We start from the raw sequence: 14,667 nt of genomic DNA, 5'->3' as shown, positions 1-14,667 counted from the left end.
GCGTCGACACCGCACCCCGCCCGCCCGCCGAGCGCGCCGGCGCACCCGGCGGCGGCAAGCCGCCGACCCGACGGCGGCGCAACGCCGCGCTGATGGGCCGGGCCCCGGCCAGTACGCCGGGCAGCTTCTGGAACTACCTGTTCCTCAGCCTGGTCATCCTCTTCTCGGCGTTCCCGCTCTACTGGATGCTGGTCATCGCCACCGGCACCGACGCCGACCTGGCGAAGATCCCACCGCAGATGCTGCCCGGCGGGCAGCTGCTCACCAACCTCAACGAGGTCTTCACCCTCGAGGACGTCTACTTCGCCCAGTCGTTGGTGAACAGCTTCATCGTCTCGTCGGTCGTGACGTTCTCGGTGCTGTTCTTCTGCTCGCTGGCCGGCTTCGCCTTCGCCAAGCTGCGGTTCGCCGGCCGCAACGTGCTGATGGTGATCGTGGTGCTCACCCTCACTGTGCCCAACCAGCTCGGCGTGGTCGCGCTCTACATCCTGATGGGCGAGCTCGGCTGGAACGGTCAGCTGATCGCGGTCATCGTGCCCGGCCTGGTCACCGCGTTCGGCGTGTTCTACATGCGGCAGTTCATCCTCGAAGCCGTGCCGGACGAGCTGATCGAAGCCGGCCGCATCGACGGCGCCACCACGGTGCGGATCTACTGGAGCGTGGTGCTGCCCGCGGTCCGTCCGGCGATGGCCGTCCTCGGCCTGCTCACCTTCGTGGCCACCTGGAACGACTTCCAGTGGCCGCTGATCACCCTCGGCGGCACCTACTACCCGACGTCGATGGTGGCCCTGTCCGACCTGGCCAGCGGCAACTACGTGCTGTACCGGCGGGTGCTCGCCGGTGCGTTCGTGGCGACCATCCCGCTGCTGATCATGCTCTTCATCGGCGGTCGCCAGATCGTCCGGGGGATCATGGAAGGCGCAGTCAAGAACTGACCCGGTGCCGACGTGGGGGTGTGGACGGCCGTGGCCCGCCGTCCACACCCCCCGGCTGCGGCGACCACGGCACCCGACCACGGCACCCGACCACGGCACCCGACCTGGCAATCGACCTGGCAATCGAGCACGAGTGAGGAACCAGATGAACTCCGTACGACCGCTCCACGAGGGCTGGACCGTGCGACCCGCCGACGGGTTCGACGTACCCGACGGCATCGCTGACCGGCCCGTCGGCGCGACCGTACCCGGCTGCGTCCACACCGACCTGCTCGCCGCCGGACTCATCCCCGACCCGTACCTCGACGACAACGAGACCCGGCTGGACTGGATCGGCCGGACCGACTGGATCTACGAGACCACCTTCGACTGGGCGGACCCGTACCTGGACCCGGGCGCGGGCGCGGCCCGGGTCGACCTGGTCTGCGCCGGCCTGGACACCGTCGCCACGCTCACCCTCAACGGTGTCGAGGTCGGCCGCACCGCCAACATGCACCGCGGCTACCGGTTCGACGCGCGGGCGGCCCTGCACACCGGGCGCAACACCCTGCAGGTGCGTTTCGACTCCGCGTACCGGCACGCCGAAGCGGTGCGGGACCAGCTCGGCGAGCTGCCCAACGCCTACCCGGAGCCGTTCAATTTCATCCGCAAGATGGCCTGCAACTTCGGCTGGGACTGGGGCCCGAACCTGGTCACCGCCGGCATCTGGCAGGAGATCGGCCTGCACGCCTGGACCGACGCCCGGTTGGCCACCGTCCGACCGCTGGTCACCGTGGAGCACACCGACGGTGCCGCCACCGGCCGCGTCGAGGTGCACGTCGACGTCGACCGTGCCGACGACCACGACGGGCCGCTCACCGTGGTCGCCGCCGTCGCCGACGTGCGCGCCGAGGCGGTCGTCCCCGCCGGGGCGCGCAGCGCCGTCGTGACCCTCACCGTCGCCGACCCCGCGCTGTGGTGGCCCCGGGGGTACGGCGAACCCGCCCGCCACACCCTCGACGTCACCCTGCACCGGGCCGACGGTGCCACCCTCGACACCTGGGCGCGGGGGATCGGTTTCCGCTCGGTCCGCCTGGACACCAGCGCCGACGCCGACGGCACCGCGTTCACCCTGGTCGTCAACGAGGTGCCGGTCTTCGTCCGAGGCGTCAACTGGATCCCCGACGACGCGTTCCCGACCCGGGTCGACCGGGACCGCTACGCCCACCGGTTCAGCCAGGCAGCCGACGCCGGCGTCAACTTCCTGCGGATCTGGGGCGGCGGGCGCTACGAGTCGGAAGACTTCTACGACCTCGCCGACGAGCGGGGGCTGCTGGTCGGGCAGGACTTCCTGTTCGCCTGCGCCGCGTACCCGGAGGAGGAGCCGCTGGCCAGCGAGGTCGCCGCCGAGGCCCGCTACCAGGTCACCCGGCTCACCCCGCACCCCAGCCTGGTGCTGTGGACCGGCAACAACGAGAACATCTGGGGCTGGCACGACTGGGGCTGGCAGGAGGTCCTCGACGGCCGGACCTGGGGCCTCGGCTACTACCTCGACGTGCTGCCCGGCATCGTCGCCGCGCTCGACCCGACCCGCCCGTACTGGCCGGGCAGCCCGTACTCGGGCCGCGACGACCTGCACCCCAACGACCCGGCGCACGGCACCATGCACATCTGGGACGTGTGGAACACCGACGACTACCTGAAGTACCGGCAGTACGTGCCCCGGTTCCTCGCCGAGTTCGGCTACCAGGGGCCACCGACGTATGCCACGCTGCGCCGCGCGATCAGCGACGATCCGCTCGCTCCCGACTCGCCCGGCATGGCCCACCACCAGAAGGCCACCGACGGCGACCTGAAGCTCCAGCGCGGTCTCGACGCACACCTGCCCGCCCCGCGTGACTTCGACGACTGGCACTACCTCACCCAGCTCAACCAGGCCCGCGCGATCGCCGTCGGGGTGACGCACTTCCGGTCCCACCGGGGCGTCTGCATGGGCACCATCCTGTGGCAGCTCAACGACTGCTGGCCGGTCACCTCGTGGGCGGCGATCGACGGCGACGGCCGGCGCAAACCCCTGTGGTACGCGCTGCGCCACGCCTACGCCGACCGGCTGCTCACCATCGAACCGCGCGACGGTGGACTCGCCCTGGTCGCGGTCAACGACACCGGTACGCAGTGGCGGCCGACCGTCGACGTCACCCGGCTCACCCTGGCCGGCGAACCACTGGCCAAGGTCGGCCACGAGCTGACGGTGCCGGCGCACGCGGCGGTCACCGTACCGCTGGACGCCGGTCTGACCACCAGCGGCGACCCGCGCCGTGAGCTGCTGCTCGCCGCCGCCGGCGACCAGCGGGCCTGGTGGTTCTTTGCCGAGGACCGGGAGGTCGACTACCCGGTGGCCGGGTACGACGCGACGGTCGAACCGACCGACGGCGGGCTGCGGGTGACCGTCACCGCCCGGACCATCCTGCGCGACCTGACCCTGTACGCCGACCGGCTCGACCCAGCGGCCGAGGTGGACCAGGCGATGGTCACCCTGCTGCCCGGCGAGTCGGCCCGGTTCGTGGTCCGCACCGGCGTCGACCTGGACCCGACGGCCCTGACCCGTCGCCCGGTGCTGCGCTGCGTCAACGACATCGCGGCCGGCACCGACATCGCGGCCGGCACCGACATCGCGGCCGGCACCGACATCGCAGCCGGCACCGACATCGCAGCCGGCACCGGCGCGGCGGTCGACGCGTGAGCGGCGGCGCAGTCCTCGCCGTCGACGTCGGCGGCACCAAACTGGCCGCCGCCGTCGTCGAACCGGACGGCACCATCGCCGTACAGGGCGCGGTGCCGACCCCGGCCGGCAGTGACACCGCGACCGTGACCGCCGCCCTGCACCGGGTGGTCCACCAGGTCGTCGGCGACCGGGACCCGGCCACGCTGGCCGGGCTCGGCGTCGGCTCGGCCGGCCCGCTCGACCCGACCGCCGGCACCGTCAGCCCGGTCAACATCCACGCCTGGCGCGACTTCGGCATCCTCGACTCGCTGCGGCCGTTGCTGCCCGGCCGCCCGGCGGTGCTCGCCGGAGACGGGCACTGCATGGCCCTCGGCGAACACTGGCGCGGCGGCTACCCCGGTCGGGCCCTGCTCGGCATGGTCGTCTCCACCGGCGTCGGCGGCGGACTGGTCATCGACGGCCGGATCCACCCTGGCAGCAGCGGCAACGCCGGCCACATCGGACACATCGTGGTCGACATGTCCGGCCCGCCCTGCCCGTGCGGCGGGCGCGGCTGTGTCGAGGCGATCGCCAGCGGCCCGGCGATGGTCCGCTGGGCAGTCGACCAGGGCTGGACGTCGGGGCAGCGGCCGGGCGACGCCCGTACCCTCGCCGAGGACGCGCGGGCCGGCGTACCGCTCGCCGTCGCCGCCTTTCGGCGTGGCGCGACCGCCTTGGCCGCCGCGGTGGTCTCCGCCACCGCGTTGATCGACCTCGACGACGTCGTCATCGGCGGCGGGGTCGCCGCCGCCGGTGACCTGCTCTTCGCTCCGCTGCGCGCGGCCGCCGCGGAGCTGGCCGGGCTCGACTTCGTCCGTCGGGTCCGGATCCACACCAGCAGTCTCGGCAACGACGCGGGGTTGCTCGGTGCCGCCGCACTCGCCCTGGAGGCCGCCGCGCACCAGTGACCTCCACCGCTCCACGGTCAAGGAGACCCCCGAATGCGCCCACGCTCCGCCGGCCTGCTGCTGGCCCTGGCCGGGCTGCTGCTCACCGCAGCGGCAGTCCCGGCCCAGGCCGCACCGCCGGCCCATCACCCCGGCCATCCCGGTACGCCTGGTCCGCCGACCGCCGGATTCGTCACCCGGCACGGCGACGACCTCAAACTCGACGGCAGGAAGTTCCGGTTCGCCGGCACCAACAACTACTACCTGATGTACAAGTCGCCGACGATGGTCGACGACGTCTTCGCCGACGCGAAGTCTGCCGGGTTCACCGTGCTGCGTACCTGGGGATTTCTCGACATCGGCAACGCCGACGGTTCCGACTCGGTCGCCGGCCCCGCCGACGGTGTCTACTTCCAGTACTTCGACGGCGACCGACCCGCGTACCACGACGGCCCGGACGGTCTGGAACGCCTCGACTACGTCCTCGCCGCCGCCCGCGAAGCCGGCATCAAACTGGTGATCCCGCTGACCAACAACTGGCGCGACTTCGGCGGCATGGACCAGTACGTACGTTGGCGCGGTGGGCAGTACCACGACGACTTCTACACCGACCCGGTGATCCGTGGCTGGTACAAGGACTGGATCAGTCACGTGCTCGACCGCACCAACACCATCACCGGGGTGAAGTACAAAGACGATCCGACGGTGATGACCTGGGAGTTGGGCAACGAGCCCCGCTGCAAGGGCTCCGGGGTCTACCCGCCGTCACCGGACTGCACCACCGACACGCTGACCGCGTGGGCCGACGAGATGACCCGGCACGTCAAGGCGAACGCGCCCCGGCAGTTGGTCAGCGTCGGCGACGAAGGCTTCTTCTGCGACGATCCGACCAGCGGCGACTGGACCACCAACTGCGGCGAAGGCGTCGACAGCGTCGCGCTGAGCAGGCTGCCGGCGGTCGACGTCGTCTCCTACCACCTCTACCCGGACCACTGGGGCAAGGACGCCGCCTGGGGCAACGAGTGGATCATCCGGCACGCGCGCGCTGCGAAGCAGGCCGGCAAGCCGGTGATGCTCGGCGAGTTCGGCATCCACGACAAGTCGACCCGCAACGTCGTCTACCGGGAATGGACCGACACCGCGATCGCCGGCAGCACCGCCGGGTTCCTCTACTGGATCCTCTCCGGCGTGCAGGACGACGGCAGCCTCTACCCGGACTACGACGGATACACCGTCTACTGCCCGAGCCCGGTCTGCACCACGCTGTCCAACGCCGGCGCGGCGGTACGCGGCGACAGGCGGCCGTGGCCGCCGGTCGCCGACCACGACACCAGCACCGTCGAGTTCGGCCAGGTAGCGACGCTGCGGCCGGCGGCCAACGACATCGCCCACCGGGGTACGGTGCGCGCCGCCACCATCGACCTCGATCCGACCGTACGCGGCCAGCAGCGCCGGATCGCGGTCACCGGGGGTGAGTTCGCCCTCGGCGACGACGGCGTGGTCAGCTTCACCCCGGCGGACGGCTTCGCCGGCCGGGCCACCGCCCACTACCGGGTGTGGGACCGGGCGTGGCGTGCCTCCAACGTCGCCGACCTGGTGGTCACGGTGAAGCCCGACCCGGCGGGTACGCAAGTGCTGTTCTCCTTCGAGACCGGCGCCAACGGGTGGGGGCCGCCGTCGTGGGAGCCGGGTGTCGGCAGCGTCGCCCAGTCGGACGCGTTCGCCACCGACGGGGCGTACGGGTTGCGGGTCGACTCGGTCACCGGCGGCTGGTTCGGTACGTCGTTCGCCGAGCCGGTGGATCTCTCCGGCCGGGTCACCCTCAAGTACGACCTGCGGACCGACCCGTCGGTGGGGACCAACGCGGCGATCGCCGTGCAGACCGGGCCGGGCTACACCTGGTGCCAGTCGACGTTCACCTGGCTGAACCAGGGTTGGACCGGCACCGCCGAGATCGACCTGCTGACCGAGATGTCGTGTGACGCGGCGGCGCTGGCCGACGTGCGCGAGTTCTACGTCTACGTCAACCCCGGCAGCGTGCACCTGGACAACATCCGGGTCGAGTAGTCAGGTCACCGGATGCGGGTGCGTCCCGGCCCCTCTCGGCGTGGGGCCGGGGCTCGTCCGCAGGTCGCCGTGCTGCCGGCTCGGCAGGTCAGCGGAGGGCGGGTGCCTGGCTGATGGCTGAACGTTCAGCTGACGACGAACCGGCTGGGCTCGGTTAGCACTGTGTGCGCGGCAGGCAGGTCGGCCAACCGGGTAGCCAGAGTGGTGAAGGCGAGTCGCTGCGGCAATGCGGTGTTGAACTTCAGCCCGGCCAGAGCCTTCTCCTCGACGTCCGGCAGGCACAGCTACTCGGTGGCGTCGGCGATACCGGCACGCCATTCGGCCGGGGTTAGGTCCTGCCACAATCGGAGGTACAGGTGGGCCCGTTCCTGGAGGGGGGTCGGCGAGGCCGGTCATCGTACGCCGAGTTGCGTTCAAGTTAGGTAGATCCGTACCCGGCGGTGCTCATGCGGCAGTTGGGCGTGCTCGGCGAGATGGTCCTGCCAGGTCGGGCCGACGTCGAACGGCTTGGAGTCGAGCTTCCAGGAGCCGACCTGCTCGTAGCGGCGGCTGCGCCCGGTGCCCACGCCGTTGAGGAGCTGGGGCAGCGACTTCGACAGCTCAGGCGACACCTGGCGGCGCTCGTCGCGCGGCGGGGCGTCGAGCAGCCCCGACCAGATGCCCGGCAGCGGGCCGGCTGCCTGACCCGGTGTCGACTCCGGCCCGAACACCCAGTGCAGCTGATGGTCGTCGAGCTGCACCCTGAGGCCCGGCAGCGACAGGAACACCGCACCCTGCACGTACGGGATCCGGAGCCGCACGGACTGCTTGGCCGCCTGCCGGTCGAGCAACGAACGTAGCCGCTTGGCCTTGAGGTCCGCCAGATGCAGCGGATTGTCGAAGGTACGGACCGACCCGGGCTCGCCGGCGATCCAGTTGGGCCCGCTGTTGGCCAGCCGGCCGCGCAGGCTCTTGATCTCGATGAGGTAGAGACCACTGGGGGCAGCTACCAGCAGATCGACCTCGTAGACGTGCCCGGTGTCGGCGGTGAAGGTGAAGTTCGACCAGGCACGGTAGGGCTCGACGTCGGGAAGGTGTCGACGGATGTGCTCCAACGCAGCTCGCTCGAAGTGGTACTGCGATGGCGTCACCGTGGTCCACCGGTCGTCCCGCATCGGGCGCGCCTCCCGTCACCTCGTATCTCACCGTTCCCGCCTGCCTGGGACAGCGGCAGTCACCCCAGCGTAGTGAAGCCGAGCACACGGCTGTCGCGCGGCAACACGCCGGAACCTCCCGCTGTCCCATCGCCAAACGACGGCGGCAGGAGGCTCAGCGAGGTTTCGTCTCCAGCGGCCACTCGGTGCTGACGGTCTCGCCCTTGCCCACCCGGTCAAAGTAGCGCTGGAGGTCAGTGGCCTGGTCGAAGTGCCATTGGACCTGGTACTTGTGTAGGACATCGACTGGCATTTGGGCGATGCGCGGATGGCGGGCCGCGATCGACCTGGCAAGACCCAGCGCAGCCAGACCGTCGGCGAGGGCATCGTGCGCCTGGGTCAGCTCAACTTCGTAGTACCGGCATAGATCTGCCAGCCGTTTGGAGTCGTACCAGTTCGGCTCGACCTGCTTGTGGAGAATCAGTGGGTCAATAACGGTGGAATTGGCCCAGTTTAACCTCGGAAGGCCAAGGCGGGCAAGCTCGGTATGCAGTGTCGTGATGTCGTAAGAGGCGTAGAAGGCAACCAGTGGGGTTGCGCTGGCGATCTGCTCCGCTACCAGGTGGGCGATCTCCGCAACGGCTACCTCCGGTGGCATCCCTTGTTCGCGGACCATCTCGTCGGTGATGCCATGCAGCTCTGTCGCATCGGCTGGAATCGGCACACCTGGATTGACCAGCCAGGTTCGTCGGGTCCCGTCGGGGAGCACGAGCGCGGCCGAGACGATGCGGGCCTCCATGGGGTCCGAGAGGGTCGCTTCCAGGTCGAACGCGGCCAGCGGTAGCCGATGCCAACCCTGGTGCGTGCCGACCGGTGGCGCCTTCCGCACAGGGACACACTGGTTGTGGAAGGTCTGCCAGCCGCTGCCGTGGTTGATGGCCTGCCCGGCTTGGGCGGCTACCGCCCCACGGCAGCTTCCGCACCTGCCCGCGAACTTGTTGATCATCGATCTCCTCTTGGTGCTATGGGCCTGTTGAGCGCGAGCATGGCCGAGTCGCCCGCCGGAGGCGGGTTTGCGACATCGAGACGCTCGCATCGTGAAAGATCTTGAACCCAGCGCGACGCTGGCAAAACCGAGGAAGGACCTGGATCGTCTGTCCATGTGGACTGTGCTCTGGTGTGGAACGAGCTAGATGGACGGTCAGGCGGACAGTGCCTACTCGGCTGGCGATCGTCAGCGCCTCGGCTGGTCGGCCGGTCAGCGATGTCGCTTTGCGGCCGATGGCAACGTTCCAGGTAGGTCGAGCCGCCGTGTCGGTCGAAATCTGTCCACTTCAGCCTCCATTATTCGACAGGGGCACATGGCCCGCCGGTCATCGTGTGCTGGCAGGATGGTTTGCTGTGTGGACGGACGCAGGAAGCCAGATGGACGATCGCCCCGGCAACGACATCGTGGCCGCGCTAGGGCTGTGGCGGGAGACGCTGGTGAGTCTCACCGGTACCAATCGTCTGATCAACTTCAAGCAGTCGAAGACCGGCACGGTGCAGATCGTCAGCCCTACTGGCACGGAGATTCTCACCGGGCTCAAGAACGGGGCCGTCTGGGCCCTGTTGGGCAGCCAGGACGAGGAGGACGAGGCCAGCGATGTTCTACGGCAGCCGGCGCTGCCAGTGGACGCTACGGCGCTCGCCCGAGTGACGAGACCGGACAACGAAGTCGGCCCAGTGCTGCGCAACCTGATGCGCAGAAGCAACCAGGAGTACGTCGACCGCGGTCTGTCGGTCCTCTACCTGGCGCTCGGGATGCTTCGGTGGCATGAACCGGACGGCACAGCGCAGAACAGTCCGCTGCTGCTCGTGCCGGTACGGCTCGCGGCGAGTGGTCCCCGGCAACGTCCCCTGCTGCGCATCGGCGACGACGATCCAGTGCTCAACCCCGCACTGACGCTGCGGCTGCAGGAATTCGGCATCACACTGCCGGCAGTCGACGACCTGGCCGATCTTGATCTCGGTGTCCTTCTCGACCAGGTGGGTATGGCCGTGGGCGAACGGTCTGGCTGGCATGTCACCGCCAGCGCGGTGATCTCCTGTTTTTCCTTCCACAAGGAGGCGATGTACCGGGATCTGCTCGACAACGAGGATCGGGTCCTGGCGCATCCGATCGTGCGCGCCATCGCCCAGCAGGATCCGACCGGGCAGACCCGTGACTATCACTTCGACGACATCCGGCCAACGGAGATCGACCAGGAGGCCCCGCCGGAGAGTACCCCGCTCGTCCTCGACGCAGACTCCTCCCAGCGCGCATGCATCGCCGCTGCTCTCGCCGGCCGGAGCTTCGTCATGGACGGTCCACCCGGCACCGGCAAATCCCAGACGATCGCCAACATGATCGGTGCGCTACTGCACGCTGGGAAGACCGTGCTGTTCGTCTCCGAGAAGGCCGCTGCCCTGGAGGTGGTGCGGAACAGGCTGGCCGCCGCTGGCCTTGAGAATTACCTCCTTGAGTTGCACAGCCACAAGGCGAGCCGTAAGGAGGTCGCCGCAGCCCTGGCCCACGCGTTGGACAATGTGCCGGTGCCGCCGCCCGGCATGGACCCCGTCGGCCGTCGGACCCTCGTGGAACGACGCCAGCAGCTTAACGCGTACGCGGAGGCGATGAACAAAGTACGCGAGCCTCTAGGCTTCTCTCTGCATCACGTCCTCGGGCTGATCGCGGCGCTTGACCATGTTCCGGCCGCTCCGCTACCTGCGTGCGCACCGGCCGAGCTCGACCCCGAGTCGCTCCAGGCGATCCGAGCCACCGCTGGTCGCATCGCCCGTGCCTGGCGTCCGGCTTCCCAGGGCCAGAGCTTCCTCTGGCGCGGCGTCACCGAGCGGGCGTCCTTGGAAGCACGGCTGTTCCAGGCTCGGTCGTCGGTCGAGCGGCTCGACGGCATGACCCGGGTCAACCGAGAGTTGGCGGAGGCTTTCGAGATCGGCCGCCCCGACGAGACTCCCGTCCTCGTCGCACTGGCCGCGCAGCAGGCCGGTCGCCCGTCCGGCGTACCGGACGAATGGTTGCGCGTGCCTGACTTCGGCACTGTGACCTCGGCCGCAGCCGCACTTACTTCAGAACTGGTGGCCTTCCACTCGGCGGCGCGCGCGGCATCGGACCAGGCAGGCGTCGATTGGACCGACCTGCCGGACCCGGCGACCCTGCCCGACTCGCCCGCCGTTGCCAGCATCGGCCCTGCTGCCCTTGACCTGTCAGGCGCGGATACGGCAACCGCTCAGCAACTCGCCGACCGGTTCGCCGAGGACGCCAACCGGCTCACCGATCGACTGCAGGCGCTGGCTCGGCTGAGCGAGCTGATGGGTCTACCCCTGGTGCGTACCTTGACTGATGCCGACAATGCGCTGCGGTTGGCCGACCTTGCCTACACCAAGCACCGCCCAGAACGAAGCTGGCTCGATCCGGGCGGGCTCGCACCCGTGAGTGCAGCTGCCGCACTGTTGGAGCGCTTGACGGTCGAGCTGACCGCAGCCGAGACAGTAGCCCGCGTCCACTACACCGACGCCGCCATCGCGGCGCCGCTTACTGAACTGCAGGAGCGTTTCACCAACCTACACAAGGGCCTGGGCAAGCTGCGCGGCCGTTACCGCCAGGACCGTGTAGCCGTCGAGGCCATCTCCGTACCCGGGGTGACGATCGAGGTTGCAGTCGCGAACCTGCCGTTGGCCATCAAGTGGCAGAGTGCCCACGCGGCATTGGCGTCTGCGGCAGCCGACCAGGCCGCATGCCTAGGCGGCTACTGGCAGGAGCGGAAGACCGACTTCACGGCGCTCCGAGCGGCCATCGCCTACGCGGTGGAGATCGTCCGGCGCAGCCCTGCCGATTCGATGACCGGCGTCGCCAACTACATCTGCGCGGCGAACCCCGTCAGCGAGCTGCGTACGCTGATCAGCGGCATCCACGCCGACCTGAATCGGTGGCGGTCCGGCCTGGTGCCGACACCGCAGCTCGGTCCCCGGACCGAGCTCATGCTGGAGCCGTTCGAGGTCGCGATCAGCTGGTTGCGTGACCACATCGCGCCGCTGACTGCGGTCGCCGTACGGGCAGGTGCGGTCAGCGCGGCGACCGGCCGAAACCTCACACTCGCTCAGGCAGACGAACTGCTACGGCTACGACAGAGCGTCATAGCCGCGCATGACGCTCTCACTGCATCGGCGCCCAGCCATCGGGCGACCTTCGGTGACCTGCTCTACCAAGGCGTCGAGACCGACGCAGCGGCTGTCAGTGATGCTCTCGCCTGGGCAGCGGCGACCCGACGTGTCCGCACCGGTGTCGATGCAGTCCTGACCGATGGGCAGGTCAAACGGCTCGCCGAGACCCGCGAGACCGGCAACCTCGCCGAGGCGTATGCCAGTTGGCGGACCAACCGTGACAGTGTCGTCGAAGCCTTCGAACCGTCCCGGCACCTGGAACTCCTCGCCGAACTCGACGACTTCGAAAGCGCGCGGGAACTGATCGAGGAACTTCGTCAGGACAGTGCCGGGCAGGACGAGTGGTTCGCCTACCAGGAGGCGCGCGCCGAGCTGGCCGGCCACCAGCTCGACGGGGTCATCGACTTCTGTATCCAGCAGGGCATCCTGGGCGGCGAGGTGCCCAAGGTCATTGAGCGGGCACTGCTCCGTGTCTGGGCCGACGAGATCATCCGGACCGATCCCGCCCTGCATCCCCTGCCGGCAGGGGAGCGTGACGTGCTTGTCGAGCGATACCGCGAACTCGACCGGCAACTCGTGCCGACCGCCACCAGCGACATCATCCAGGCGGTCAACAGACGTCGACCTGAGCGTGCCGACATCGGTGAGCCGGCGCGGATCCGCCGGGAAGGGATGAAGAAGCGCAGGCACATCCCTGTACGCCAGCTGATCGGCGAGACACGCCGGACCGTCCTCGGGATCAAGCCCTGCTTCATGATGTCGCCACTGGCGGTCAGCCAGTACCTACCGGCAGACCTCAGCTTCGACGTGGTGATCTTCGACGAGGCGTCGCAGGTGACCCCCGGAGACGCGATCAACTGTATCTACCGGGGCCACGCCCTGATCACCGCAGGCGACGACCGCCAGTTGCCGCCCACGTCGTTCTTCGCCCGGCTCGGCGAGGACACCGACGATGACGACACCGACATCGCAGATTTCCAGTCGATCCTCGAACTGGCGAAGGCATCCGGGGCTTTTCGGAACCTCGGTCTGCGCTGGCACTACCGCAGCCGGCACGAGGCGTTGATCGCCTTCTCCAACCAGGCCTTCTACGAGGGCAAGCTGATCACCTTCCCTGGCGCGCACAGTGACGACCCGGACCACGGTGTCGAGCTCCTGCCCGTCGCCGGCGTCTACGGTCGCAGTGGCACCCGAGACAACCCGATCGAGGCCGATCAGGTGGTGATGCGGGTCCTGCACCATTACTCCACCCGGCCGGGACTGAGCCTCGGCGTGGTCACTTTTTCGGTGGCCCAGGCCGACGCGATCCAGTCGGCGCTGGACCGGGCGCTGAGCGAGCGACCTGACCTCGAACGCCACTTCAGCACCGACCGGCTGCACGGCTTCTTCGTCAAGAGCCTGGAGGCGGTCCAAGGCGACGAACGCGACGTCATGATCTTCTCGATCGGCTACGGTCCTGACGCCAACGGCAAGGTGAGTACGAACTTCGGTGCACTCAACCGGGACAAGGGCTGGCGTCGGCTCAACGTGGCGATCACCCGCGCTCGTCAACGCGTGGAGATCGTTTCTTCCGTCCGGGCCGGTGACATTCCAGACTCGGACAACGAGAGCGTCAGCTTCCTGCGCGGCTACCTTGACTTCGCCGAGCGTGGACCGGCCGCCTTGGCACTCGACCTCGGGCCGAGTGGGCGCGGCACCGACAGCCCGTTCGAGGACTCGGTGATCGACGTCATCCGCTCCTGGGGCTACCGGGTCGAACCGCAGGTTGGCGCAGCCGGCTACCGCATCGACATCGGCTTGTGGCATCCGGGTCATCCGGGGGCCTTTGCTCTCGGCATCGAATGCGACGGTGCGATGTACCACTCGGCGCCAGCGGCCCGGGACCGAGACCGGCTCCGGGAGCAGGTGCTCCGTGGTCTCGGGTGGAATCTGCACCGTATCTGGGGAACCGCCTGGTACCGCAACCGTCGCCATGAGGAGGAGCGTCTCCGGGCTGCGATCGTCGCGGCCGTCAACGCCCCGGTACGGGGGCGCCTCACGTATCGAGAACCCGGAATCGAACGGCCGGTAGTGCGGACGGCAGAAGTCATCACCGATGCGGTCCCGGACTGGACCGAGCCGTACCGGACGGCTGAGGTGAGCCCGCTGCCGTACTGGGTCGACAAGTCTGATGCATCTAGCCGCTACGAGATGCGCGGCGGTGTCGAGGAGATCGCTGCCGTAGAGGGCCCGGTGCACGTCGAACTGGTCCGCCAACGGCTGCGGGACGCGTGGGACATCGGGCGGTTCGGATCCAAGATCAAGACGAACCTGGACGCCGCGATCCGTCTCGCCGACGTCACCCGGATCGGCGACTTCATCGACGTGCCGGACCGGACCGTTACTGCTGTCCGGCTTCCCACTGACAAGGTGCAGCGCAAGGTGGAACAGGTCTCCGACGAGGAGCTGCGCCTAGCTGTCACCCGGCTGCTCGGCAGCGGAGGTACGGTCGGCAGGGAGGAGTTGATGACTGTCGTCTCCCGAATGTACGGGTGGGGTCGACTCGGTTCCGAGATCCGAGGACGGCTGAGTGCGGTCATCGGGCAGTTGATCGCCAGCGGCACGGTGACGGCCGACTCGATCGGATTGCACTGTGCGCCCCCTCAACGGCAAAGGACTGAGTCGATGTAGCGGATGATCTGCGGGAGAATTGCGTTCGA

At 68.9% G+C, this 14,667-nt stretch carries 7 protein-coding genes; 5 read left to right on the top strand and 2 right to left on the bottom strand.

The window, feature by feature from the left end:
* Positions 1–92 precede the first annotated feature (92 nt).
* From ACN28F_RS07360 to ACN28F_RS07345, 4 genes are all read left to right on the top strand, one after another.
* Entirely contained in the window at positions 93–935 is an 843-nt protein-coding gene (locus ACN28F_RS07360) for a carbohydrate ABC transporter permease (protein WP_289211058.1), read from the top strand.
* A gap of 145 nt (positions 936–1,080) precedes the next feature.
* Positions 1,081–3,657 carry a glycoside hydrolase family 2 protein gene (locus tag ACN28F_RS07355; protein ID WP_421357296.1) on the top strand — a complete coding sequence of 859 codons (2,577 nt, stop codon included), beginning with the start codon at positions 1,081–1,083 and terminating at the stop codon, positions 3,655–3,657.
* Entirely contained in the window at positions 3,654–4,586 is a 933-nt protein-coding gene (locus ACN28F_RS07350; protein WP_289207307.1) for an ROK family protein, read from the top strand. Before ACN28F_RS07355 ends, ACN28F_RS07350 begins: the two co-directional genes overlap by 4 nt.
* Positions 4,587–4,619: 33 nt before the next feature.
* Positions 4,620–6,632 (top strand): cellulase family glycosylhydrolase, encoded by a 2,013-nt coding sequence (locus ACN28F_RS07345; RefSeq protein WP_421357295.1) that lies wholly within the window; start codon positions 4,620–4,622, stop codon positions 6,630–6,632.
* 413 nt (positions 6,633–7,045) lie between these two features.
* On the opposite strand, the gene ACN28F_RS07340 is transcribed toward ACN28F_RS07345, so the two are convergent.
* Together ACN28F_RS07340 and ACN28F_RS07335 are read right to left on the bottom strand one after the other, a co-directional pair.
* On the bottom strand, positions 7,046–7,786 hold the full coding sequence (locus ACN28F_RS07340; protein WP_421357294.1) for an NERD domain-containing protein: 741 nt from the start codon (positions 7,784–7,786) through the stop codon (positions 7,046–7,048).
* A gap of 154 nt (positions 7,787–7,940) precedes the next feature.
* Positions 7,941–8,771 carry an exonuclease domain-containing protein gene (locus tag ACN28F_RS07335; protein ID WP_289207304.1) on the bottom strand — a complete coding sequence of 277 codons (831 nt, stop codon included), beginning with the start codon at positions 8,769–8,771 and terminating at the stop codon, positions 7,941–7,943.
* 419 nt (positions 8,772–9,190) lie between these two features.
* On the opposite strand from ACN28F_RS07335, the gene ACN28F_RS07330 reads away from it, so the two are divergent.
* Complete coding sequence (locus ACN28F_RS07330) at positions 9,191–14,638, top strand: DUF3320 domain-containing protein (protein WP_421357293.1); 5,448 nt, start codon at positions 9,191–9,193, stop codon at positions 14,636–14,638.
* The last annotated feature ends 29 nt before the right edge of the window (positions 14,639–14,667 follow it).

It is taken from the genome of Solwaraspora sp. WMMA2101 (genome assembly GCF_049179175.1).
Lineage (GTDB): Bacteria > Actinomycetota > Actinomycetes > Mycobacteriales > Micromonosporaceae > Micromonospora_E.
Note: the sequence above shows the minus strand (reverse complement) of the source record. Positions and strands in the feature narration are given on the sequence as shown.